Below are 23,210 nucleotides of genomic sequence, written 5' to 3'. Positions count from 1 at the left end.
AGCCAGGATCAAACTCTCCAACAAAGAATTCGAAAATCCTGGCAGCATCACTCCAAAAGCAATGCAACCAAAGGAATCATCACGAGGATGAAAAATGTGCGATCCCACCGAAGCGAGATCCGCTACTTTGGCACTGGCTTTACAAGCACCCTGTTGAGTTCTCAAAGAACAAGCACACACCATCAACCACCCGACTTCCGCCGGGCCGCATCAGGGGCAACTCATCCAGCCTACCCGACCGACTTCGCACACCCCCACCGGGGGTCCGCATCACTCAGGATTCGCGCTCCGGCCTCCCGCCGAGGTAACCCCCGCCGTTCTCGTCCGTGCCGCGCTGGCAGAGAGAACATTACGCGATGCCCGACGCCGGTCGCAAATCGGGGGTCGTTGTCCCCCGTCACACTCGCGATCGACGCCCGCTCCTTTCGGCGTACTCGCTGGTCAAGCGGGTGGAACGCGAACCGTGACCATTGTGGATTGTCACGTCGCGGTGAGGACGAGAGCAAGCGCGGCGAGGCCTAGACCCGCGAATTGCAGCGGCCGCATGCGTTCTTTCTCCACGAGAAGCGCGAGCAGCACGGTGCTCGCGGGGTAGAGCGCCGCGATCGGCGCGATGACCGAGAGGTCACCACGTTGGACCGCGAGGAGATAGAAGCCGTTGGCGAGGGTGTCGCCCAGACCCGCCGCGGCGGCGAGCACAAGCGTCGTACGCCCACCGAGCCGCAACCGCGCACCGGCCCGCCACACCAGGAGCAGGCCAACCGTGAGGGACGACGCCCGGACGCCGAGCATCGGCCACAAGCCGGCGTCGGCATCGGCGAATCCGAGGAGGATGAAGAACCCGCCGAAACAGGCCCCGGCGAGCAGGGCGAGGCCGACGGTGGCGACGCTCACCTTCGCGGGTTCCCCCGGACGGCTCGGCGCGAGACTGACCAGTCCGATCGCCGCCACCGCGCAGAACGCCCCGGCGAGCGCGGCGGGAGCGGGGCGTTCGCCCTGTATCAGTCCACCGAGGATCGGCACGATCGCCGAGGTCACCGCGGTCGTCGGCGCGACCACCGCCATGGCGCCCTGAGACAGTCCGCGATAGAGCAGGACTATCCCGAAAAGCCCGAGTACGCCGGCTGCCGCGCCCCAGAGCAGGTCAGCCCCGCGTGGCGTGCCCGGGAGGACGCGCATCATCAGTGCGATCATCGGGAGACCGAGGATCTGCGAGATCACGGTCACGGAGAGCGGATGGGCGCGCTGCGACGCCTTCCCGCCGCAGAAGTCCGACGCGCCCCAGATCAGCGCGCAGGCGGCGGCGAGAGCGATCGCGTACACACAGGCAGTGGTATCACGATATTGACCGTGGAGGACAGTGTGGTAGCCGACACCTCGCCGCTCACGGCGTCGTTCACCTCATCCGCGGAGGAACTCAACGCGGCGGTGGCGCTCCATGTGCGGGCGCTGCGTACGGGACGGGGATGGTCGCTCGACGAGTTGTCCGGGCGCTCCGGCGTCAGCAAGGGCATGCTCGTGCAGATCGAAGGTGCCCGGACCAATCCCAGCATCGGGACCTTGTCCCGGGTCGCCGACGCGTTCGGGGTGACCGTCGCGCGCCTCCTGGAACCCGCGGTCGACCGGACCGTCCACGTCAGCGACTACGACGAGGCGCCTGTGCTGTGGCGTGGCGGCCGAGGCGGCACCGCGCGACTTCTGCGAGGTCTCCAGGACACCGAGCTCTGGGACTGGCGGCTCGCCCCGCACGAGGCGCACTCCCCCGACGACCATCGACCCGGTACGCGGGAAGTCATCTCGGTGCTCGCCGGAACCCTGGTCGTCACCGTCGGCGGCGAGGAGCACACCGTCTACGCCGGACAGACGATCGACCTGATCGCAGACCGTACGCACACCTACGAGAACCCGACGGACGTGCCGGCACGGTTCATGATGCTCGTGACGATGCCGCCCCGGGAACACGACCGGCGCCTCATCCGCCAACGCCCCTGACCCTCTCCGGCCTCTCCGGTTGACCTCTTCCGGTTGACCCTTCCGGTTGACCCTTCCGGTTGGCCCTTCCGGTGGCCCTTTCCGGTTGATCATGAACTTTCGGTCATGATCAACCGGCGTGTCGTGTGCCGGGCGCCCTGATCAACTCCGCAAGCGGGTGATCGACTCGGGATCTCAGGCCGGGACGGACTGCGGCTCGTCCTCGCGAGCGTGCACGAGATCGGCTGACCGGAGCACGGGCGCGGCCAGCGTCATGACGAGGACGAGCACGGTGACGACGGCGAAGGACACCGTCAGCGAGGTCACGTTCGCGATGCCGCCCACGATGCCGGGAGCCGCCAACCCTGCCCCGTACGACACGGTCGCGACACCGGCGATGGCATGCGCCCGGCTGGCCGGGCTGTCCGCGGAGTGCCCGGCGGCCGCGAAGGCCAGCGGCACCACGACCGCGATCCCGATGCCCACCAACGCGAAGCCCCCGATCGCGGCGATCTTCGCCGCCAACGAGTCCCCGGCGGCTCCGGCGATCACGATGAGCACTCCACCGGCGACACCGAGCGCGCCCGCGACGCGTACGGTCGGCACGGGGCCCCAGCGGCGTACGACGGCGTCACCGGTGAGCCGTCCGAGCGTCATCGCACCCGCGAAGGCGGCGTACGCCACGGCACCGGTCGCGTCTCCGGCGCCGAGCCGGTTCACGAGGTAGACCGCGCTCCAGTCGGCCGACGCCGCCTCGGCGAAGATGGCCGCGAAGCCGACCAGCCCGATGATCAGAATCGGCCCCTTCGGCAGCGCGAACTTGGGCGCGCCGTCGTCCTCTTCCTCCTCCGCCGCGTTCTGCGCCGGCAGATACGAGCACGCCCACACCGCGACGACGATCGCGACGACCGTGGCGCCGATGAAGTTCACGCGGCCGGAGACGTCGTTGTGGGCCAGCAACCAGCCGACGCCGCCGGCGAGGAATCCGCCGATGCTCCAGCCACCGTGCAAACTCGACATGATCGACCGGCCGAGCTGACGCTCGACGGCGATGCCCTCGGCGTTCATCGCCATGTCGGCGGTGCCGGCGAACGCGCCCGCGACGAACATGGCCACCGCGAGCGTCGGCAGCGTCGGCATGAACGAGATCAGGGTCAGCGCGAGCGCCCAGCCGGTGAGCAACAGGAGAGTCGCGCGGCGGCCACCGAGTCGATGCACCACGCGACCGGCGAACGGCATCGTCAGTATCGCGCCGATGGACGGCATGACCAGGGCGTACCCGAGTTTTCCGACGCCGCCACCGGCCAGACCCACATGATCGGCGATCCACGGCATCCGGGCGGCGAGACTGCCACTGATGGAGCCGTGGACGGCGAAGATGGTCGCTACCGACCAGCGCGGAGACATGCCGTCGAACCTACACCGGCCAGGACGCCCGCATGGGAGCGCTCTCCTGCACTCTGAGACGGGGAAAGCGGCGGATCAGGCCGAGCGTTCCTCGCCCCGGTGCCGGGCGCGGCGGCCGACGAAGTCGCGCGGAACGATGGTCGGATAGACCTTCTCCAGCACCGTGGCCCGGGTGATCTGGACCTTCTCGGCGTTGGGGTCGCTCGGCACCTCGTACATGACCGACAGCAGAACCTCTTCGAGGATCGCCCGCAGACCCCGGGCGCCGGTGCCGCGCAGCATCGCCTGATCGGCGATGGCCTCCAGCGCGGCCGGCTCGAACTCCAGGGCGACGTTGTCCAGCTCGAAGAGCCGCTGGTACTGCTTCACCAGTGCGTTACGAGGCTCGGAGAGGATGCGGACCAGCGCGGTGCGGTCGAGGCTGCGGACGTTAGTCAGCACCGGCAGCCGCCCGATGAACTCGGGAATCATGCCGAACTTCAGCAGATCCTCCGGCATGACCTGGGCCAGGATGTCGTCGGTCTTCCGTTCGGAGACCGCCCGCAGGTGCGAGCCGAAGCCGAGGCCGCCGCTGCCGGTCCGGCCCTCGATGATCTCCTCCAGGCCGGCGAACGCGCCGCCGCAGATGAACAGGATGTTCGTGGTGTCGATCGACACGAACTCCTGGTTCGGGTGCTTGCGGCCGCCCTGCGGCGGAACGTTGGCGACGGTGCCCTCGAGGATCTTCAGCAGCGCCTGCTGTACGCCCTCGCCGGAGACGTCCCGGGTGATCGACGGGCTGTCGGACTTGCGGGAGATCTTGTCGATCTCGTCGATGTAGACGATGCCGGTCTCGGCCCGCTTGATGTCCCAGTCGGCCGCCTGGATCAGCTTGAGGAGGATGTTCTCGACGTCCTCGCCGACGTAGCCCGCCTCGGTCAGCGCGGTGGCGTCGGCGATCGCGAACGGCACGTTCAGCATGCGGGCCAGCGTCTGCGCCAAGTGGGTCTTCCCGCACCCGGTGGGGCCGATCATCATGATGTTCGACTTCTGCAGCTCGACGGCCTCGCCGTCGCGATGCCCGTGCCCGCCCGTGTCGGCCTGGATGCGCTTGTAGTGGTTGTAGACCGCCACCGCCAGCGCCTTCTTGGCCTGCTCCTGCCCGATCACGTACTGATCGAGGAACTGGCAGATCTCGACCGGCTTGGGCAGCTCCTCGAAGCGGATCTGGTCCTCGCCGGCCAGCTCCTCCTCGATGATCTCGTTGCACAGGTCGATGCATTCGTCGCAGATGTAGACGCCGGGTCCTGCGATGAGCTTCTTCACCTGACGCTGCGACTTGCCGCAGAATGAGCACTTCAGCAGGTCGCCACCGTCGCCGATTCGTGCCACCTACGACTCTCCCTCGCCCGTTGGCCCTGCTGTCGCCGCCCGTCCGGCCGAAACCAGTGACGCGAAGCGTGTCTTTGCCGACTTGACGTTACCCTTTGTCGGCTTGTTTCACCGAGTCAGGGAGCGCCCTCGCGTGTCGCCGCGGGCGCTCCCTGACTCGCGTGGAGCTGTGTCGGAATTTTACCGAACGGCCGCGAGCGGCGTCTTCTTGCGGCTGGCGAGAACCGTGTCCACGAGACCGTAGTCCTTCGCCTCTTCCGCCGTCAGAATCTTGTCGCGGTCGATGTCCTTCTTGACCTTGTCGAGATCCTGGCCGGAGTGACGGGCCAGCAGCTCTTCCAGGTTGTTGCGCATCCGCATGATCTCACGCGCCTGGATCTCGATGTCCGAGCCCTGCCCGTAGCCACCCTCGGTGGCGGGCTGGTGGATGATGATCCGGGAGTTGGTGAGGGCCAGGCGCTTGCCCGGGGTGCCCGCCGCCAGCAGGACGGCCGCGGCGCTGGCCGCCTGCCCGAGGCAGACGGTCATGATGTCCGGGCGGATGTACTGCATGGTGTCGTAGATGGCGGTCATCGCCGTGAACGACCCGCCGGGCGAGTTGATGTACATGGTGATGTCCCGGTCCGGGTCCCGGGCCTCGAGCACGAGCAGCTGCGCCATGATGTCGTTGGCGGAGGCGTCGTCGACCTGGACGCCCAGGAAGATGACGCGCTCGTCGAAGAGCTTCGAGTACGGGTCCATCGCCCGCTCGCCGAGCGCCGTCTTCTCGACGAACTGCGGCAGCACGTACCGGTTGGTCACCGGAGCGAAGTCAGACATTTGTTCTTATCTCCTTCAGTTCCCCACCGGCACCGGGGACACGCCCTCGACGACGTGATCGATGAAACCGTAGCCCTGCGCCTCTTCGGCCGTGAACCAGCGGTCCCGGTCGGAGTCGAGCTCGATCTGCTCGATCGACTGCCCGGTGTGCTGCGAGATCAGCTCGATCAGCAGCCGCTTCGTGTAGATCATCTGCTCGGCCTGAATGGCGATGTCGGCCGCGGTGCCGCCGATCCCGCCCGAGGCCTGGTGCATCATGATGCGCGCGTGCTTGAGCGCGTAGCGCTTGCCACGGGTTCCGGCGCACAGCAGCATCTGGCCCATGCTCGCGGCCATGCCCAGGGCGACCGTCGAGACGTCGTTCGGCACGTACTGCATGGCGTCATAGATCGCCATGCCGTCGTAGACCGAGCCGCCGGGCGAGTTGATGAAGATGGTGATGTCGCGCTCGGGGTCCTCGGCCGACAGCAGCAGAAGCTGAGCGCAGATCCGGTTCGCCACCTGCGTGTTGACCTCGCTGCCCAGGAAGATGATGCGTTCCTTGAGCAGACGGTTGTAGATCGAGTCGTCGAGACCGAGGCCGCTCGGCTCGGATCCCCGCATTTGCGGTGGGAGGTGAAGCTCGCTCATGCCAACCCTTCTGATGTTCAAGTGTCGTACGCCGACCCTAACCCCTCGCTACGACGAACCCTTCCCAGATTCCCTGGTGTTCGCTGTGGGCGCAGGCGTCTGGATCAACGCAGCGAGGGCGGCCGAGACTCGCCGTCCCTGCCGCCCTCGTCCCGCGTACGCGGTCAGTCGTGGTCGTGACCCTCGTGGTCGTCCGCCGCGCCCCGGAGGTCGTCCAGGGTCAGCACGTTCCCGTCGGTGTCCTTCATGATCACGCCCTCCATGATCTGGGCGAGCGCCTTGCCCCGGCGCACGTCGCCGAAGACGGAGGCGGCCAGGCCGGCCTGGACCAGCTGGTCGTAGTAGGCCTGGGGGGCCATGCCGACGCGCTGTGCCCGGTGCACGATCTCGTGCCCGAACTCGTCGTCGCTGACCTGGATGTCGTTGGCGTCGGCCAGGGCGTCGAGGACGAGCTGGATCTTGACGCCCTCGGTGGCCGCCTCGGCCAGCTCGGCGTCGATCTGCTCCTCGGTCTTCTCCTCGGCCTCGAGGTACTCCGTGAGGGAGGCGCCGACCCGCTCCAGCTCCTGCGCCATCGACTGCTTCCGCTGGGCGACCTCGTCGCGTACCACACCCTCGGGGGCCGGGACGCCGCTGAGCTTGACGATCTCGGTGAGCGCCTTGTCGCGAGCCGCGTAGAGCTGCTCGACCTTCTTGACCCGGGTCAGCCGCTCGCGCAGGTTGTCGCGCAGCTCGTCGAGGGTGTCGAACTCGCTGGCCAGGCCGGCGAACTCGTCGTCCAGCTCGGGGAGCTCCTTCTCCTTGACGGTCCGGACGGTGACTTTGACGTCGGCGTCCTTGCCCGTGTGCTCGCCGCCCACCAGCTGGGTGACGAAGGTCTGCTCGTCGCCGGCGGACAGGCCCACCAGGACCTCGTCCAGGCCCGGGAGCAGCTGGCCGGAGCCGACCTCGTGGGAGACGTTGCTCGCCTGGCCGCCCTCGACCTCGGCGCCGTCGACCGTCGCCAGGAGGTCGATCTGGACGAAGTCCCCGTCGGCGGCGGCGCGCTCGACCGTCTTCAGCGTGGCGAACCGCTGGCGGAGGGCGTCGACCTGGGTGTCGATCTCGGTGTCGTCGATCTGGATCGGGTCCACCTCGACGGAGATCGCGGAAAGCTCGGGCAGCTCGACCTCGGGCCGGACGTCCACCTCGGCGGTGAACTTCAGCGGCTGACCGTCGGCGAACTCCTGGATGTCGACCTCCGGGCGGCCGAGCAGCTTGACGTCGTGCTCCTTGACGGCGGCGACGATCTGCTGCGGGATGGCCTCCTCGACCGCCTCCTGCAGCACCGCGCCGCGCCCGACCCGCTGGTCGATGACCTGGGCGGGCACCTTGCCCTTGCGGAAGCCGGGGATGGTGACCTGCGCGCCGATCTCCCGGTACGCCTTCATGAGGCTCGGCTCGAGCTCGGCGAACGGCACCTCGATGGCGAGCCGCACCCGAGTCGGGCTCAGAGTCTCGACGGTGCTCTTCACAGACGTACTCCTTGAATCGTGCAGGCAATTTGGCAAGGGCTACTTGAAGCCCGGTCGAGTGTAGGCGAATACATAGGCGAGTGCCCGCATCGGGCCGGTCGTTCCCGGCAGATGTCACACCGCGTAGTCGTACTGACGCGGTCGGCCAGCTCGCCAAACCGGACAAAAGCCCGGTGGAGCCCCGTCCGGCTGCTACGGACCGAGCCCCACCGGGGATGTGACGGCGCACACTCGGCGACGCCATCGAACAGTCATCAAACGCCTGCCGAGACGGAGTCCGCCGCCACGAATGAGTCGACGGTCGCCTATACGACATTACTGACGGGCGCGTACGCCGGAAGAGGTCAGCCGGTTTCGCTCCGTCCGCTCTGAACCAGGCCGGTCACCGGCTTCCAGCCCGGCGGCGCGACGTGCCGGCCCGGATACGGGCTGACGGCGGGCCGCCGCCGGTGCAGAGTCATGGTCGCCTGGCGTACCGCCGGGGCGGTCGTGCGTACCAGGATGACCACGGCGACAAGGCAGGCCAGAGCGACCAGGAGCGGGCCGTACCAGTCGCCCTGGAATGCCCGGGCGACGTCGCTCAGCCACGAGGAGTCACTGGTCACCTACCCATGGTCACGCCCCGGCCGAGGACTCGTTGGCGATTTGCGAAAATGATCCGCAGTTCGAGGCGACACCGCCATCGCTGGGCCGGAACCGGTGCCGCGCGTACGCCAGGCTTGTGCATAGACTGACGCGTGCGCCGCCGCGAGCGGCGCTTCGGGGTGTGGCGCAGTTTGGTAGCGCGTCCGCTTTGGGAGCGGAAGGCCGTCGGTTCAAATCCGGCCACCCCGACAACCTCCGCGGGCGACGGGCTGGAAGACTCAGCGCCATGCGCGTCTACCTGGGATCCGACCACGCCGGCTACGAGCTGAAGGTGCACCTCGTCAGCCACCTGGCCAGCCTCGGTTACGAAATCGTCGACGTCGGTCCGAGCACGTTCGACCCGGACGACGACTACCCGGCCTTCTGCCTGGCGACCGGCGCCGCCGTCGTGGCCGACCCCGGCAGCCTCGGCGTCGTCATCGGCGGGTCGGGCAACGGCGAGCAGATCGCCGCGAACAAGGTCGAGGGCGTACGCGCCGCGCTGGCCTGGAACGTCGAGACGGCCCGACTCAGCCGCGAGCACAACGACGCCAACGTCGTCGGCATCGGCGCCCGCCAGCACACGCTGGACGAGGCGACGAGCATCGCGGAGACCTTCCTCGCGACGCCGTTCTCGCAGAACCCCCGGCACGCCCGCCGCATCGCCCAGATCGCCGAGTACGAGAAGACGCGGATCGTCCCCGAGCTGCCCTGATCCGTCCGGCGGCGCGGCTGACCCGTCAGGTGGTCTGGTCCGTCAGCGCGCGGCTGACCCGTCAGCCGTCCTGGTCCGTTGGCGGCGCGGCTGACCCGTCAGCGGCGGGGTAGTTCGTCGCGAGGCACCCAGCCTCGGCGCACGATCTGCAAGGACTCCTCGGCCTGCGCGAGGTCCTCCTCCGTGGGCCGGCTGGCGTCCCGCGCCCGCATCGCCGCGACCACGCTGACCTGGGACGACCCTGCCCCGACCAGGCTGCGCAGGCCACGTTCGACGTCCGGTTCCATGGGTTCGACCGTAACCCGTGGCACTGTCGCAGGGAAGAACTACGCTGTTCGGGTCGCCGCACGGTCGGGCCAGGGGAGGGCACGTGAGCGAGCAGAAGCGCCATGGTCTGGACAAGACCATCGATCTTTCGGCGGAGGAGCCGACGCATCACCTGCATCCTTCGCCGGGCAATGTCGGCTACTCCCCCGGCGTCGCGGCGGTCGGCCGATCGGCGCCGGTCGGCGAGCCCACTCTCACCTTCGACGAGTCGACCGAGGTCGGCGGGCCGGGGATCATCACCCGGGGGCCGATCAAGCAGCCCACCGTGCCGTTGCGCCAGCGGCTGCGCCAGTTGCGGCGCGGCGGCCGCTGGAGCTTGATCGGCGCCGCGGTGCTGGTCGCCTGCTGGGGTCTGTTCGCCATCTCGGCGAGCTCCGGTGATCAGGCCGGCGCCGCCCTCGCCCTGATCGTGATCCTCGTCGTCGGCGCGTTCCTCTTCGGCCTCAGCCGGCTGCTGGGGCTGGTCGTGCTCGAGCGCACGTTCGGCCGCGTACGCCGCTCCGCTTGGGTGTCGCACGCCGTGGCCGGCCTGTTCTGGGCCGCCGCCGGGGTCACCTACCTCACCCGGATCAGCTGGCTCGTCGAGGCTTGGAACTGGCTGCGCGGCGTCGGCTGACATCCGGTCGCGAAGGCGCGAGATCACCGCGAGATCACGGATGTGGGCCCTAAACCGGCCAAGATTCGACCGATATCCCTGATCCAGCGGAACGCCAGCGCCGCGGAAAGCCAGCGGAAACGCCAGCGCCGCGGAAAGCCAGCGGAAACGCCAGCGCCGCGGAAGAGGAAAACCAGCGAGCGCGACTGTCCACTGTGACTTATCCACAGGCTCGACCGGACGGGTCGACCCCGAGCGTGCCCGTCGATACGCTCCAGGCGTGTCCAACGAAGTCCGCGCCGACCCCGTCGAGCTGACCCGGGTGGCCGACCAGATGCTGCGTTCGTCGCAGCAGATCGACGACGCCTGGCGGGCCGCACAGGGTCCGCTGGCCGTGCCCGCGACCGCCTTCGGCGACAGCATCGGGGCGGCCGCCGTCGCCCAGGCCCAGGATCAGACGGTGGACGACGCCGAGGTCACCCTCGGACGGCTCGTCGCCGTCTTGGAGGGCGACATGGATCGGCTCTACCGCATCGCGTTCGCGTACAAGAAGGCTGATGACGACGCCGCGGCCAAGGCCCGGCAGCAGCAGCGCAACCACCGCAACATCCCGATCTGACCGAGCACGGACCGGCCCGGAGGCAGGTGTACGCATGGTGAGGCCCGAGCCCGACGGCCCGACGACGACGAAACCCGCGCAGATTTCCACGATGGATGTCTGGGATCTGCACGCACGTCCTGATCAGCTGGACAGCGGCGCGACGCAATGGCGGGCCGTGACCACTGCGGTCAAGACGGCCGCCGACGACGTCGACCGGGCTGCGAAGGCTCTGGTCAACGGTGTGTGGGAGGGTCCGGCCGCCGACTCGTTCGACAATCACCGGAAGAAGCTCATCGCCGATCTGGACGCCGCCGAGGAGGCCTCGACCGCGGCCGCCGCGGCCCTCGACAAGGCGGCGGGGGCGCTGCGGTCGAGCCAGTCGCACCTGACCGAGGAGTGGGGCAAGGTCGTCTCGGTCCAGTTCACCTACGACGGGACCTATCACCTGACGTTCAGCCCGGAGGACGACGCCGAGGCGAAGGTCGTCCACGATTCGATGACCCGCTGCGCGCAGATTCGCGGCGACCTCGACGACGTGCTGCAGGACTGCGTCAGCGACTTCTCCAAGGCGCGGGCGAAGTTCAAGCAGGTCGCGGCGACCTGGCTGAATGTGGCCGACGGCTCCACCGATCCGTTCACCATGCCGCCCGAGGTGAACGAGACCGGCGTGATCTACGACGGCAACAAGGTCATCGTGAACACCGGCACCGGCGACGACGACGTCCAGATCAGCGTCGACCCGAAGACGGGCCAGCAGATCGTGACGATCAACGGCCAGAAGTACTACTTCCCGGCGGGCGCCGACATCGTGGTGCGCGGCGGCGACGGCAACGACACGATCAGCGTCGCGAAGGGCACCAACGTCCACGTGACGCTGCTCGGCGGCGAGGGCGACGACATCATTTCCGGCGGTGACGGCGACGAGACGATCCTGGGCTTGGACGGCCGGGACCGGATCACCGCCGGCGCCGGCAACGACCGGGTCTCGGCCGGCGCTGATCGGGACTATGTGGACGGCGGCTACGGCGACAACATCCTGTCCGGCGGCCTGGGCGACGACACCGTCTACGGGCTCGACGGCCGCGACCAGATCAGTGGCGGCGAAGGCCAGGACTACCTCGAGGGTGGCAAGGGCGACGACTCGATCTACGGCGGCGCCGGCAACGACATCATCTCCGGCGGCCGGGGCAACGACACGCTCCGCGCCGGGGGCGGCGACGACGTGGTCTACGCCGGACGCGACAACGACACGACGTACGGCGGGACCGGCCAGGACAAGGTGTTCGGCGAGAAGAACGACACCTCGGTCGGGGCCGAGCAGAACGTGACCGTCGAGATCAAGGACTTCCAGACCTTCATCAACGTCGAGGGCTCGCCCGAGTTCAAGGCGCGGATCGAGGCCGACCTGGACATGCTGGCGTCGTCGCCGCGCGGCCAGCAGATGCTGACCGAGTTGCAGGCCGGGCACGACAAGACCGAGGGCGGCTGGTGGCTCTGGCACCACGACGGCGACTCCCTGACGATCAAGGAGTACAACAACCCGGCCGACCCGAACAACAGCACCGCCAGCCACTCCGGCGGTGACAACACCATCAACCTCAACGTGCACCTCGACGAGCTGACCATGGGCAACGGGCAGACCGTCCAGGGCCCGCCGGTCGCCGTGCTCTATCACGAGATGGCGCACGTCTACGACTACATGAACGACTCGCTCGCCCCCGGCGACTACTCCGGCCCGGACAATCCCGGTGTGCCCAACCGGGAGCGCGAAGCGGCCGGCCTGCCGATCGATGAGGACGGCGACCCGAACACGCCGACGAACATCTACTCGAAGCACCGCTTCGAGCTGACGGAGAACGGGCTCCGCGAGGAGATGGGGGCACCGCACCGTGACGCGTACTAAGCGGTTGTTCGCGGGTGGGCTCGCGGCGCTGCTGGGCGGCTGTTCCGCCGCTCCGGCCGAACCCGCTGACCCGCCCGCGTCCGGCGCGCCCCCAGCGGTGGGCTTCACCGCCGAGGTCGTCGTCGAGGGTCAGTCGCTGCACGTCACGTACCGGCTGACCAACCAGTCGCCGGACGAGTTACTCGTGCTCAATCGCGTACCGGGGGCGGCGGACGCCGTCTACGTGGTGGGCCGCAGCGGCACCCACGTCGTCGAGATCGGCAAGCGGGCCTTCGCGATGCCCGACACCGACAAGGTGAGCTGGGCGCAGGCGGCGCGGGTCGGCGTCACCAAGGTCCCGCCGGGCGAGTCGGTCGGTGAGCAGCTGACCGTCTCGCTGCCGTTGAGCCGCCGTCATCCGTACGGCGACGACTACGGCGACGGCACGATCACCCTGCCCGACCCGATCGAGCAGGTTGTGTTCTGCCTCGGGGTCGTCCGGGCGTCCGAGGCGAAGGGACTCGCCGCCGACGAGACGTTGCCGCACCTCAGCTCGACGACCTCGGTCCAGCACCTCTTCTGCTCGAACCCGATCGGGCTCTGAGAGCCTCGTCGGCTGCCGCACCGGAGTTCGGCCGCCGACGAGGCGGGCCCGGTCAGACCAGCGTCGCGAACCAGCGCGCGACCTGCGGAACCGACAGCACCAGAGACGTGATGTGGTTGACGTCGCCTACGTCCGTCAGGCTCACGTCAGCACCGCGCAGGGACTCCTGACAGGCGAGGCTGTTGGCGAAGACCGCCTCCGGATCCCCGTGCGCCGCGTACATGCGTACCGGGGCTGTGGGGGTGAAGTCGCGGCAGGCGACGTCGTTGACTTCGGCGGCTTTCGCCAGGACGCCGGTCGGGCGGATCAACCGGTCGGCATACGCCTTCTGCAGCAGGTCGCCTGGCATGGCGGGCAGGGCGTCGAGTGTTTCGTCCAACGTGTGTCGCCCGTCGAACAACTCCGCGACGTGGCCGCCGTACGGGGCTTGGAAGACCTCCGACTCGTCGTCGTAGAGGTTGTAGACGCGGTCCCACGCGACTGTGAGGTAGGCCAGGTAGTACGCGGCCGCGGCGGGGTCGACGTCGCCGCCCAACGCGGCCGGCCATTCGACGTCGAACAGCCGGTAGGCGCCGCTGATCGGTGCCAACGCACCCAGGGAGAACCTCCGGTCAGCTCCGTCTTGCAAGGCTTGGGCCAGGAGGAAGGCGGCATTGGCGCCTTGGGAGAATCCGGCGACCGAGGTCGCTCCGGCCACCAGCCGCCCGGATCGCGCCGCAACCGCTCTCGTCGCGCGCAGAGCGTCGATGGATGCGCTCACCATCGTCGGGGCGTGGAAATAGGGATGGGTGCCTGGGCCCTCGCCCAGGCCGAGGTAGTCCGGCGCTGTCGCGGCATAGCCCAACGAGGCGAACAGCACACCGGCCGCGCGATCGCAGCAGGGACTCACCGAGGGCGCGTCGTGCCGGTCGGATTGCGTACCGTGCAGCCAAACCGCCGGCTTCAGCCGACGTGCACCGTCGCGCGGCAGCACCACGAGAGTGCTGGCGGTCGTGCTGCGCCCGCGCACGTCGACCGTGCGATACACGACCCGGTAGGCGTCCACGCCGTGCCGGGCTTCGGGCACCCAGACGCCGATCGGTGTGAGGAAGTCCTTGACCTGCCCCGGATCCATGGTGAAGACCGGAGTACGCGAAACGACCGTGCCGCGCCAGGTTTGCGCTTGTGCCGGTGCGGGGGACGAAGCCACCAGCGCCAGCGCAGCCGCGACCGCCAGCGCGGCTGTCTTCAAAGGATTCATGAGACCCAGCATGATCAGCTTTGCTCACCGGCACACGCCGGTCACCCACCGGGTTCACGGTGAGGCCTGCTCCATGAACGACTACGTTGACGTTACTGGTGTACTCCCTCGGGAGTAGACGGCGATGCCGCCCGCGGCAGGACGCGACGCCGCGCCTCGTCCACCAGGATCGTGGGCATGACCCTCCGCCGCCTCAGCTACACCGTCGGTCTCGCGCTGATCGTCAGCGGCCTCTTCCACCTGCTCGTGTTCGCAGTCGACGGCGGGCCGTGGGAAGGGCCGGTCTCGTGGCGCAAGCCGGCGACGTTCGGGCTGTCCTTCGGGCTCACACTGCTCACCGTCACCTGGCTCAGCGGCTACCTTCGTGCCCCACGCTGGCTGCTCGCGGTGTTCGCGGCCGACTGCGTCGTCGAGGTCGCGGGCATCACCGTCCAAGCCTGGCGCGGCGTACCCTCGCACTTCAACATGGAGACCCCGGTCGATCGGGCCATCGCGATGATGCTGGCCGCGGGCGGCTTCATCCTCGTGGCGGTCCTGCTCGCCATGGCCTGGTACGCCTTCCGCGGCGACCCCGCCCAGTCGCCCAGCCTGCGGTTGGCCCTGCGTACGGGGTTCGCCACGATGATCGTCGGCCTCGCCTCCGGCGCGGCGATGATCGCCCGTGGCGTGACGCTGGTGAACTCCGGCGAGCAGCAGTCCGCGTACCAGCTGGGTGGATTTTTGAAGCCGCTCCACGGCGTGAGCCTGCACGGCGTGCTGGTGTTGCCCGCGATCGCCTGGCTGGCGGCGCGGTTGCCGTGGCCTGAGCAGACCCGCGTACGCGTGGTCGCCGCCGCCTCCGCCGCCTACGGCCTGGCCATCCTCGCCGCCCTAGCCCTCTCCCTACGATGATCATTGCGCCAGCCATGCTGTTTGAGCGGACAAATCGCTCCGCGAAGCAGCGTGGCTGGCGCAATGATCACGCTAGAGGCCCGCGGCTAGGCGGTAGTAGGCCTGGTTCCAGCGCAGTTCCTTGGTGAACTGCCGCATGGTGGTGTCGGCGTCGATGACGAGCAGCTCGACCCCGGTCATCTCGGCGAGGTCGGCGAGCAGGTCGACGCCGACCGCCGCGGAGAAGACCGTGTGGTGCGGTGCGCCTGCCGTCAGCCACGCCTCGGCCGACGTACGCAGATCGGGCCGAGGTCGCCACACCGCGCGCGCGACGGGCAGCTTGGGCAACGGCTGGGGCGGCGGCACGACGTCGATCTCGTTGGCCACCAGGCGGAACCGATCGCCCATGTCAGCCAGCCCGGCGACGACGGCCGGACCGGGCTGGGCGTCGAAGACGAGCCGGACCGGGTCTTCGCGCCCGCCGATGGACAGCGGATGGATCTCGCAGGTCGGCATGGTGCCGGCGATCGAGGGACAGATCTCCAGCATGTGCGCGCCGAGGACCAGCTCCTGCCCGGGTGCCAGGTGGTACGTGTAGTCCTCCATGAAGGACGTGCCGCCCGGCAGCCCGGCCGCCGCCGTCTTGAGGGTGCGGACGAGGACCGAGGTCTTCCAGTCGCCTTCGCCGCCGAAGCCGTACCCGTCGGCCATCAGGCGCTGGACGGCGAGGCCCGGCAGTTGCCGCAGCCCGCCGAGGTCCTCGAAGTTCGTCGTGAACGCCCGGAAGCCGCCGGCCGTGAGGAAATCGCGCAGACCCAGCTCGATGCGGGCGGCGTACCGGAGCGAGTCGTGGCGCTCTCCCCCGACCCGGAGGGCTTCGGCCACCCGATAGGTGGCCTCGTACTCCTTGACCAGCTCGCTGATCCGGAAGTCCTCGACCGCGTCGACGACGGCGACGAGATCGTTGACGCCGTACGTGTTCACCGAGACGCCGAAGCGGCGTTGGGCCTCGACCTTGTCCCCCTCGGTCACCGCCACGTCGCGCATGTTGTCGCCGAACCGGGCCAGCTTCAGGGTCTTCATCTCGAAGGCGCCGGTGGCGGCCCGGGCCCAGGTGCTGATCCGCTCGGCCACCGACGGGTCGTCGACGTGACCGGCGACCGTCTTGCGGGCCACCCCCAGCCGGGACTGGATGTAGCCGAACTCGCGGTCGCCATGCGCCGCCTGGTTCAGGTTCATGAAGTCCATGTCGATGGTCGCCCACGGCAGGTCCTGGTTGGCCTGCGTATGCAGATGCAGCAGCGGCTTGGCCAGGGCGTCCAGGCCGGCGATCCACATCTTCGCCGGGGAGAAGGTGTGCATCCAGGCGATCACCCCGACGCAGGAGTCGTCGGCGTTGGCCTCCAGCATCACGCGGCGGATGTCGGCGGCGTCGGTGAGCACCGGCCGCCACTCCAGTGTGGCGGGCAACCGCTCGGCCAGCGCGCGGGCGATCTGCTGGGACTGCTCGGCCACCTGCTGCAGGGTCTCTGGACCGTAGAGGCCCTGGCTGCCGGTCAGGAACCAGATGCGGTAGTCGGGTGTCGTCATCTCACAATCGCTCCGTCCGTTGTGGATCGCTGGCCGTAGACGTTCTGGTACCGGTCGTACAAGGCATCGACGTCCTTGCCGTCGATGGGAACGGGTTCGCCGTACGCGCGGGCGAGGTGGACCGTGCGGGCGACGTCCTCCGTCATCACCGCCGCCTTGACGGCGGCCTTCGCGGTACGCCCGATGGTGAACACGCCGTGGTTGCGCATCAGCACGGCTGGGGAGCGGTGGCCGTCGAGGGTCTCGACGATGCCGCGCCCGATGTCGTCCCCGCCGATCAGGGCGAACGGACCGACCGGGATCTCGCCACCGAACTCGTCGGCCATCGCCGTCAGGACGCAGGGCACCGGCTCGCCGCGGGCGGCCCAGGCACTGGCGTACGTGGAGTGGGTGTGCACGACCCCGCCGACGTCCGGCCGATGCCGATAGACGTACGCGTGAGCGGCCGTGTCGCTGGACGGCGCGAAGTCGCCCTCGACCAGGTTCCCGTCCAGGTCGCAGACCACCATGTTCTGCGGCGTCAACTCCTCGTACCCGACGCCGGACGGCTTGATCACCATCAGGTCGGCGCCCGGTACGCGGGCGGACACGTTCCCTGCGGTCCACACGACGAGTCCGTAGCGGACGAGTTCGGCGTGCAGCTCACACACCTCTCGGCGTACCAGGTGAAGACTCATCGGAGCGTTCCTTCCGCGGCTGTGAGGGCCGAGATCGGGGTGAGGGCGGTGTTGCGGATCTCCCGCAGCCGGTGGAGCAGGCCTTGACCCGCGAAGGTGTCGTGGAGCAGGCGGTATTCGGCGAAGAGCTGGTCGTAGACGTCGGCGTTGGCCGGATTCGGCTGGTACGCCGCGGTCTCGACGCCGCCCATCGCCTGGGCGGCGGTCGGCACGTCCGGGTACGCCCCGGCCGCGACCGCCGCGTGGATGGCCGATCCGAGGGCGGGGCCCTGGTCGGAGCGGGCGACCGAGACCGGGCGGCGCAGCACGTCGGCGTAGATCTGCAGGAGCAGCGCGTTCTGCTTGAGCCCGCCCGCGACGATGAACTCGGTGACCGGGACTCCGTGCCGTTCGAAGTTCTCGACGATCACCCGCGTCCCGAACGCCGTCGCCTCCAGCAGCGCCCGGTAGACCTCTTCGGGCCGGGTGGCGAGGGTGAGCCCGGCGATGATGCCGGAGAGGTCGTGGTCGACCAGGATGGAGCGGTTGCCGCCCATCCAGTCCAGCGCGACGAGGCCGTGCGCGCCGACGGGCTGCTCGGCGGACTTGCGGCCGAGCAGGTCGTGCAGCGATTCACCACGGTCGGCCGCCTCCTGGTGGTACGCGACCGGCACCCCGGTCCGCAGCCACCAGGCGAAGATGTCGCCGACCGCGCTCTGCCCGGCCTCGTAGCCGTAGGAGCCGGCGGTGATCCCGCCGTCGACGACGCCGCAGATGCCGGGCACGTCGACCAGGGTCGAGCCGTTGAGGACGTGGCAGGTGGAGGTGCCCATGATGGCGAGGAGCCGGCCGTTCTCGACCGCCTGCGCCGCCGGTGCGGTGACGTGGGCGTCGACGTTGCCGGTCGCGACCGCGATCCCGGTCGGCAGGCCGGTCCCGATGTCGACGAGCCCACCGACCCGGCCGCCGAGCGGGCTCAGCACGTCACCCAATTTCGTGGTGAAGTCGGCGAAGGACGGATGCAGCGCCCCGAGGTACTCGCGCGACGGATAGCCGCCGTCCTGGAAGATGCCCTTGTACCCGGCGGTGCAGGCGTTGCGGCTTTCGATCCCGGTCAGCTGCCAGACGATCCAGTCCGCCGCCTCGATCCACCGCTCGGCCCGCTCATACACGAACGGATCCTCTTCGAGGACCTGGAGCGCCTTGGCGTACTGCCATTCCGAGGAGATCTTGCCGCCGTAGCGCGCGATCCACGGCTCGCCCCGCTCGTGCGCCAGCCGGTTGATCCGGTCGGCCTGCTTCTGGGCGGCGTGATGCTTCCAGAGTTTCGGCCAGGCATGCGGGCGGCCGGCCAGCTCCGGCAGCTCACAGAGCGGCGTACCGTCCACAGTGGTCGGCAGTACGGTGCACGCGGTGAAGTCGGTCGAAATGCCGATCACCCGCTGCGGATCGACTCCACTGTCGGCCAGCGCCGCCGGAACGGCGATCCGCAGCACGTCGAGCCAGTCCTGCGGGCTCTGCAACGCCCAGTCCGGCGGCAGCTTCTGACCGGTGCCGGGCAGCTCGCGCTCGATCACGCCGTGGGCGTACTCGTGGACGCCGGTGCCCAGCTCGGCGCCGTCGGACACCCGGACGACGACGGCCCGGCCGGACAGCGTTCCGAAGTCCACGCCGACGACGAAGCGATCATCATAACTGTGAGCGTTAACATTCATGGCAGTCCTCTGGAGGGGTCGGGGGCTCTTAGCGGGTGCTCTCGCGGATGATCAGCGTCGGCGGCAGCTCGACATGCTGCGGCGGGCCGGATCCGCCGTCGGCCAGCCGGTCCACCAGCAGGCCCAGCGACAACCGGCCCAGCTCGCCGAAGTCTTGGCGTACCGTCGTCAGCGGCGGCTGGAAGAACGTGGTCTCGGGGATGTCGTCGAAGCCGGCCACGCTCACGTCCCCCGGCACCGACCGGCCGGCCTCGTGGAACGCGCGCAACAGTCCCAGGGCCATGTGGTCGTTGGCGCAGAAGACCGCGGTCACCTCGGGGTCCGCGGCCAGCCGCCGGCCTGCGGCGTACCCGGATTCGGCACTCCAGTCGCCCTGCTCCGGCTCGGGCACCGGCGCGCCGGCGCGCTTCAGCTCCGCGCGCCAGCCTTCCAACCGGCCCACCGCGTCCAGCCAGTCGAGCGGCCCGGCCACGTGGTGCACCGTGCGATGCCCGCGCTCCAGCAGGTGCCGCGTGACCAGCTCGCCGCCGCCGCGCTGGTCGATGCCGACGGTCGGCACGTTCTCCGAGGCGCCGCAAGCCACTCCGACAAGTGGTACGCCGGACGCAGCGACCGCCAACGCACCGGCCACGGGGGTCTGCGGGGCGATCACCACGATCCCCTCGACGGCCTGATCGCGCAGCCGCCCGACGGCGTCCAGAAGCGACCCGCGATCGATCGAGCGGAGGCTGGCGATGCTGACGAAGTAGTTCGCCGATCGGGCCGCCTGCTCGATCCCGTACAACATCGAGGCCGGCCCGTAGAGGGTGGTGTCGAAGCTGACCACCCCGAGCGTCTGCGATTTGCGGGTGACCAGCGTGCGCGCGGCGGAGTTGGGCCGGTAGCCCAGCTCCTCGATCGCCGCGAGCACCCGCGACCGCGTCTCCGGCCGCACGTTGCGATGGTCGTTGAGGACTCGGGAGACGGTCTGGTGGGAGACCCCGGCCAGCTTGGCGACGTCAGCCATGACCGGCGGCTGCGGCTCTGCCATCGTCTCTCGCCCTCCCCCGAACCTCACCCGTCGTGATCTTACGTGGCTCTGGCGTACGCCGTGGTCAGCGCGCGGCTCCGGCCCGGCGCTTGGTGAAGACGTCGAAGGCGACCGCCGCCAGCAGCACCAGCCCCTTGAAGAGCATCACCTGCTCGCTGGGCGCGCCGATGAGCGACATGCCGTTGTTGATGACACCCATGATGAGGCCGCCGGTGATCGCCCCGACCACCTTGCCCACGCCGCCCTGGACCGCCGCGCCGCCGATGAACGCGGCCGCGATCGCGTCCAGTTCGAAGCCGTTGCCGGCGGTGGGCCCGGCCTGGTTGAGCCGGCCGGCGAAGACGATGCCGGCCACCGCGGCCAGGACACCCATGTTGACGAACAGCCAGAAGGTGACCGACTTGACCTTGATGCCGGAGAGCGTGGCTGCGTTGAGGTTGCCGCCGATGGCGTAGATGTGGCGGCCGAACACGGCCCGGTTCGTCAGCAGCGAGTACGCCAGCACCAGCACCGCCAGCAGCACCAGCACCCACGGCAGGTTCTTGAACCGGGCGAGCTGGACGATGACGAACATGACCACGACGGTGGCGATGACGATCTTCGCGATGAACAGCGCGATCGGCTCGACGGACTGCCCGTAGCGGGCGCGGCCGACCCGGCTGCGCCACTGCGTCGCGATGAACCCGGCGACCAACGCGATGCCGATGAGGAGGGTGAACAGGTCGGCGCCGTCGAGCGGGCCGAGCCCGATGTTGCCCAGGTAGGTCGGCATGAAGCCGTTCGCGATGGTCCGCACCTCGTCCGGGAACGGGCCGATGCCCTGGTTGCCGAGGACCGACAGGGTCAACGCCCGGAAGACGAGCATGCCCGCCAGCGTCACGATGAACGCCGGGATCCCGAAGTACGCCACCCAGTAGCCCTGCCAGGCGCCGATGGCGGCCCCGGCGAGCAACGTGATCAGCAGCGCCAACGGCCAGGGCACGTTGTTGTTGACCATGAGCACCGCGGAGATCGCGCCGGTCACGGCGACCACCGAACCGGCGGACAGGTCGATGTGCCCGGAGATGATGATCAGAATCATCCCGATCGCCAGGATCAGGATGTAGGAGTTCTGCACCACCAGGTTGGACACGTTCTGCGGAGTCAGCAGATCGCCGTGCGTGAGGATCTCGAAGAGCGCGATGATCAGCGCGAATGCGATGTAGATGCCGTTCTGGCGAAGGTTCGCCGTGAAAAGCCGGCCACCGAATCGGTCCGGTGCCGCGGCCTGAAGTTCCGGCACCACCGCGACGGCGGTGCTCGGGCCGGTCGTAGGGCCGACGCTGGTCATGGTGACTATTGCTCCTTCACCTTGGTCATGTACTGCATGAGCCGCTCCGGAGTCGCCTCGGCGCGGGTGACCTCGCCGGTGATCCGGCCGGCCGACATCGCGTAGACGCGATCACAGATGCCGAGCAGCTCGGGCAGCTCGGAGGAGATCACCAACACCGCTTTGCCCTGGTCGGCCATCTGGTTGATGATCGAATAGATCTCGTATTTGGCCCCGACGTCGATGCCCCGGGTGGGCTCGTCGAGGATCAGCACGTCGGCGTCGGTGAACAGCCACTTCGACAGCACGACCTTCTGCTGGTTGCCGCCGCTGAGCTTGCCGGTGATCGCCGAGACGGTGGGTGCCTTGATGTTCATGCTCGCCTGGAACTCGGTGGCGACCCGGTACTCCTCGTTCTCGTGGATCCAGCCCCGGGTGGCCAGCTTCGTCAGCGCGGCCGCCGACACGTTGCGCTTGATGTCCTCGATCAGGTTGAGGCCATACCGCTTGCGGTCTTCCGTCGCGTACGCGATGCCGTGGCGGATCGCCTCCCGCACCGTCCGCAGGTGGATCTCGCGGCCGTCCTTGTAGACGCGGCCGGAGATGCCGATGCCGTAACTGCGCCCGAACACGCTCATCGCCAGCTCGGTCCGGCCGGCCCCCATCAGCCCGGCCAGCCCGACGATCTCGCCGCGCCGCAGGCTGAGGTTCGCGCCCTCGACGACCACCCGGCCGTGCTGCGTCGGGCTGTGCACGGTCCAGTCCTCGATCCGCAGCACCTCGTCGCCGATGTTGGGCTCGTGCTCGGGGAACCGGTGCTCCAGGTCGCGGCCGACCATGCCCGAGATGATGCGGTCCTCGGTGACGTTGTCGCGCTTCATGTCGAGCGTCTCGATCGTGCGGCCGTCCCGGAGAATCGTCACGGAGTCGGCGATCGCCTCGATCTCGTTGAGCTTGTGCGAGATGATCACGCAGGTGATGCCCTCGTCGCGCAGACCCCGCAGCAGATCCAGCAGATGCGCGGAGTCCTCGTCGTTCAGCGCGGCGGTCGGCTCGTCGAGGATCAGCAGGCGGACCTCTTTGGACAGGGCCTTGGCGATCTCGACCAACTGCTGCTTGCCGACCCCGAGATCCATGGCGAGCGTCGCCGGATGCTCGGTCAGGCCGACCCGTTCGAGCAGCGCGGCCGCCTCGGCGTGCGTACGCATCCAGTCGATGACGCCGTTCCTGGCCCGCTCGTTGCCGAGGAAGATGTTCTCCTCGATCGAGAGGTTCGGGCACAACGCCAGCTCCTGGTGGATGATGACGATCCCGCGTCGCTCGCTGCCCCGGATGTCGGAGAACCGGCACGGCTCTCCGTCGAAGACGATGTCGCCCGAGTAGGAGCCGTGCGGGTACACCCCGGACAGCACTTTCATCAGCGTCGACTTGCCGGCGCCGTTCTCACCGCAGATCGCGTGGATCTCGCCCCGGCGTACCGTCAGGTTGACGTCGGACAGCGCGGTGACACCGGGGAACGTCTTGGTGATGTCCCGCATCTGCAGGATCACGTGGGTCTCCCTTGCTCGTGCTTGCTCCCGCCCGGCCCTCGGCCGGGGCGCCCCCCCCGGCGGCCCCGCCCGGCGGGCGGGGGCCGCCCCGGGGGGGGTGGGCGCGCCCCGGGTGGGCCGTTGGGCGGGCCCAACGGCCGGATGGGGGGTGGGGGCGCCCGGCCGCCCGGCGGGGCGGGCGGGATCCCAC

21 protein-coding genes, 1 tRNA gene and 1 pseudogene are annotated in these 23,210 nt (G+C 69.0%); 8 read left to right on the top strand and 15 right to left on the bottom strand.

What is annotated here, in order from left to right; genetic code table 11:
- Positions 1–480: 480 nt before the first annotated feature.
- Positions 481–1,323 (bottom strand): DMT family transporter, encoded by an 843-nt coding sequence (locus AB0H43_RS38425; protein WP_360008484.1) that lies wholly within the window; start codon positions 1,321–1,323, stop codon positions 481–483.
- 27 nt (positions 1,324–1,350) lie between these two features.
- Here AB0H43_RS38425 and AB0H43_RS38420 point away from each other — a divergent pair, with 27 nt between their 5' ends.
- On the top strand, positions 1,351–1,992 hold the full coding sequence (locus AB0H43_RS38420) for an XRE family transcriptional regulator (protein WP_360008481.1): 642 nt from the start codon (positions 1,351–1,353) through the stop codon (positions 1,990–1,992).
- Positions 1,993–2,166: 174 nt separating this feature from the next.
- On the opposite strand, the gene AB0H43_RS38415 is transcribed toward AB0H43_RS38420, so the two are convergent.
- From AB0H43_RS38415 to AB0H43_RS38390, 6 genes are all read right to left on the bottom strand, one after another.
- Positions 2,167–3,378 carry an MFS transporter gene (locus AB0H43_RS38415; RefSeq protein WP_360008478.1) on the bottom strand — a complete coding sequence of 404 codons (1,212 nt, stop codon included), beginning with the start codon at positions 3,376–3,378 and terminating at the stop codon, positions 2,167–2,169.
- 75 nt (positions 3,379–3,453) lie between these two features.
- Complete coding sequence (gene clpX / locus AB0H43_RS38410; RefSeq protein WP_360008477.1) at positions 3,454–4,749, bottom strand: ATP-dependent Clp protease ATP-binding subunit ClpX; 1,296 nt, start codon at positions 4,747–4,749, stop codon at positions 3,454–3,456.
- A 180-nt stretch (positions 4,750–4,929) separates the two neighbouring features.
- Positions 4,930–5,568, bottom strand: a complete 639-nt coding sequence (locus tag AB0H43_RS38405; protein WP_360008474.1) for an ATP-dependent Clp protease proteolytic subunit — start codon at positions 5,566–5,568, stop codon at positions 4,930–4,932.
- Positions 5,569–5,583: 15 nt separating this feature from the next.
- Positions 5,584–6,198, bottom strand: a complete 615-nt coding sequence (locus tag AB0H43_RS38400) for an ATP-dependent Clp protease proteolytic subunit (RefSeq protein WP_360008472.1) — start codon at positions 6,196–6,198, stop codon at positions 5,584–5,586.
- Positions 6,199–6,362: 164 nt separating this feature from the next.
- Positions 6,363–7,712 carry a trigger factor gene (gene tig / locus AB0H43_RS38395; RefSeq protein WP_360008469.1) on the bottom strand — a complete coding sequence of 450 codons (1,350 nt, stop codon included), beginning with the start codon at positions 7,710–7,712 and terminating at the stop codon, positions 6,363–6,365.
- Between the two features lie 344 nt (positions 7,713–8,056).
- Complete coding sequence (locus AB0H43_RS38390; protein ID WP_360008466.1) at positions 8,057–8,317, bottom strand: hypothetical protein; 261 nt, start codon at positions 8,315–8,317, stop codon at positions 8,057–8,059.
- A gap of 155 nt (positions 8,318–8,472) precedes the next feature.
- On the opposite strand from AB0H43_RS38390, the gene AB0H43_RS38385 reads away from it, so the two are divergent.
- Positions 8,473–8,546, top strand: a tRNA-Pro gene (locus AB0H43_RS38385).
- Between the two features lie 37 nt (positions 8,547–8,583).
- Positions 8,584–9,051 carry a ribose-5-phosphate isomerase gene (locus tag AB0H43_RS38380; protein WP_360008463.1) on the top strand — a complete coding sequence of 156 codons (468 nt, stop codon included), beginning with the start codon at positions 8,584–8,586 and terminating at the stop codon, positions 9,049–9,051.
- A gap of 98 nt (positions 9,052–9,149) precedes the next feature.
- On the opposite strand, the pseudogene AB0H43_RS38375 reads toward AB0H43_RS38380, so the two are convergent.
- Positions 9,150–9,329: pseudogene (locus AB0H43_RS38375) on the bottom strand (hypothetical protein); the annotation flags it as partial.
- Between the two features lie 92 nt (positions 9,330–9,421).
- Here AB0H43_RS38375 and AB0H43_RS38370 point away from each other — a divergent pair.
- The 4 genes from AB0H43_RS38370 (at position 9,422) to AB0H43_RS38355 (ending at position 13,060) form a co-directional block, all read left to right on the top strand.
- Complete coding sequence (locus tag AB0H43_RS38370; RefSeq protein ID WP_360008460.1) at positions 9,422–9,994, top strand: hypothetical protein; 573 nt, start codon at positions 9,422–9,424, stop codon at positions 9,992–9,994.
- 259 nt (positions 9,995–10,253) lie between these two features.
- Positions 10,254–10,592 carry a hypothetical protein gene (locus AB0H43_RS38365; protein ID WP_360008459.1) on the top strand — a complete coding sequence of 113 codons (339 nt, stop codon included), beginning with the start codon at positions 10,254–10,256 and terminating at the stop codon, positions 10,590–10,592.
- A 34-nt stretch (positions 10,593–10,626) separates the two neighbouring features.
- Positions 10,627–12,477 (top strand): M91 family zinc metallopeptidase, encoded by a 1,851-nt coding sequence (locus AB0H43_RS38360; protein WP_360008456.1) that lies wholly within the window; start codon positions 10,627–10,629, stop codon positions 12,475–12,477.
- On the top strand, positions 12,464–13,060 hold the full coding sequence (locus tag AB0H43_RS38355; RefSeq protein ID WP_360008453.1) for a hypothetical protein: 597 nt from the start codon (positions 12,464–12,466) through the stop codon (positions 13,058–13,060). The genes AB0H43_RS38360 and AB0H43_RS38355 overlap by 14 nt, the downstream gene beginning before the upstream one ends.
- Positions 13,061–13,112: 52 nt before the next feature.
- On the opposite strand, the gene AB0H43_RS38350 is transcribed toward AB0H43_RS38355, so the two are convergent.
- On the bottom strand, positions 13,113–14,300 hold the full coding sequence (locus tag AB0H43_RS38350) for a lipase (protein ID WP_360008450.1): 1,188 nt from the start codon (positions 14,298–14,300) through the stop codon (positions 13,113–13,115).
- A gap of 177 nt (positions 14,301–14,477) precedes the next feature.
- On the opposite strand from AB0H43_RS38350, the gene AB0H43_RS38345 reads away from it, so the two are divergent.
- Complete coding sequence (locus AB0H43_RS38345) at positions 14,478–15,191, top strand: hypothetical protein (RefSeq protein ID WP_360008447.1); 714 nt, start codon at positions 14,478–14,480, stop codon at positions 15,189–15,191.
- A 72-nt stretch (positions 15,192–15,263) separates the two neighbouring features.
- On the opposite strand, the gene araA is transcribed toward AB0H43_RS38345, so the two are convergent.
- From araA to mmsA, 6 genes are all read right to left on the bottom strand, one after another.
- Positions 15,264–16,760 (bottom strand): L-arabinose isomerase, encoded by a 1,497-nt coding sequence (gene araA / locus AB0H43_RS38340; protein WP_360008444.1) that lies wholly within the window; start codon positions 16,758–16,760, stop codon positions 15,264–15,266.
- On the bottom strand, positions 16,757–17,437 hold the full coding sequence (locus AB0H43_RS38335) for an L-ribulose-5-phosphate 4-epimerase (protein ID WP_360008441.1): 681 nt from the start codon (positions 17,435–17,437) through the stop codon (positions 16,757–16,759). The genes araA and AB0H43_RS38335 overlap by 4 nt, the downstream gene beginning before the upstream one ends.
- On the bottom strand, positions 17,434–19,131 hold the full coding sequence (gene araB, locus AB0H43_RS38330; protein ID WP_360008438.1) for a ribulokinase: 1,698 nt from the start codon (positions 19,129–19,131) through the stop codon (positions 17,434–17,436). Before araB ends, AB0H43_RS38335 begins: the two co-directional genes overlap by 4 nt.
- A 28-nt stretch (positions 19,132–19,159) precedes the next feature.
- Entirely contained in the window at positions 19,160–20,161 is a 1,002-nt protein-coding gene (locus AB0H43_RS38325; protein WP_360008436.1) for a LacI family DNA-binding transcriptional regulator, read from the bottom strand.
- Between the two features lie 64 nt (positions 20,162–20,225).
- Positions 20,226–21,491 (bottom strand): multiple monosaccharide ABC transporter permease, encoded by a 1,266-nt coding sequence (mmsB, locus tag AB0H43_RS38320; RefSeq protein ID WP_360008433.1) that lies wholly within the window; start codon positions 21,489–21,491, stop codon positions 20,226–20,228.
- A gap of 5 nt (positions 21,492–21,496) precedes the next feature.
- Positions 21,497–23,008 (bottom strand): multiple monosaccharide ABC transporter ATP-binding protein, encoded by a 1,512-nt coding sequence (mmsA, locus tag AB0H43_RS38315; protein ID WP_360008487.1) that lies wholly within the window; start codon positions 23,006–23,008, stop codon positions 21,497–21,499.
- Positions 23,009–23,210: the final 202 nt, after the last annotated feature.

This window comes from Hamadaea sp. NPDC050747 (assembly GCF_040654195.1).
Taxonomy (GTDB): domain Bacteria; phylum Actinomycetota; class Actinomycetes; order Mycobacteriales; family Micromonosporaceae; genus Hamadaea.
Note: the sequence above shows the minus strand (reverse complement) of the source record. Positions and strands in the feature narration are given on the sequence as shown.

Bases quoted from the DNA above. Each gene is read 5' to 3' on its own strand.
- AB0H43_RS38400 (WP_360008472.1), bottom strand. From the start codon at position 6,198: ATGAGCGAGCTTCACCTCCCACCGCAAATGCGGGGATCCGAGCCGAGC.
- AB0H43_RS38335 (WP_360008441.1), bottom strand. From the start codon at position 17,437: ATGAGTCTTCACCTGGTACGCCGAGAGGTGTGTGAGCTGCACGCCGAA.
- AB0H43_RS38325 (WP_360008436.1), bottom strand. From the start codon at position 20,161: ATGGCAGAGCCGCAGCCGCCGGTCATGGCTGACGTCGCCAAGCTGGCC.
- araA (WP_360008444.1), bottom strand. From the start codon at position 16,760: ATGACGACACCCGACTACCGCATCTGGTTCCTGACCGGCAGCCAGGGC.
- AB0H43_RS38350 (WP_360008450.1), bottom strand. From the start codon at position 14,300: ATGAATCCTTTGAAGACAGCCGCGCTGGCGGTCGCGGCTGCGCTGGCG.
- araB (WP_360008438.1), bottom strand. From the start codon at position 19,131: ATGAATGTTAACGCTCACAGTTATGATGATCGCTTCGTCGTCGGCGTG.
- AB0H43_RS38360 (WP_360008456.1), top strand. From the start codon at position 10,627: ATGGTGAGGCCCGAGCCCGACGGCCCGACGACGACGAAACCCGCGCAG.
- mmsB (WP_360008433.1), bottom strand. From the start codon at position 21,491: ATGACCAGCGTCGGCCCTACGACCGGCCCGAGCACCGCCGTCGCGGTG.
- AB0H43_RS38405 (WP_360008474.1), bottom strand. From the start codon at position 5,568: ATGTCTGACTTCGCTCCGGTGACCAACCGGTACGTGCTGCCGCAGTTC.
- AB0H43_RS38345 (WP_360008447.1), top strand. From the start codon at position 14,478: ATGACCCTCCGCCGCCTCAGCTACACCGTCGGTCTCGCGCTGATCGTC.
- mmsA (WP_360008487.1), bottom strand. From the start codon at position 23,008: ATGCGGGACATCACCAAGACGTTCCCCGGTGTCACCGCGCTGTCCGAC.
- AB0H43_RS38380 (WP_360008463.1), top strand. From the start codon at position 8,584: ATGCGCGTCTACCTGGGATCCGACCACGCCGGCTACGAGCTGAAGGTG.
- AB0H43_RS38415 (WP_360008478.1), bottom strand. From the start codon at position 3,378: ATGTCTCCGCGCTGGTCGGTAGCGACCATCTTCGCCGTCCACGGCTCC.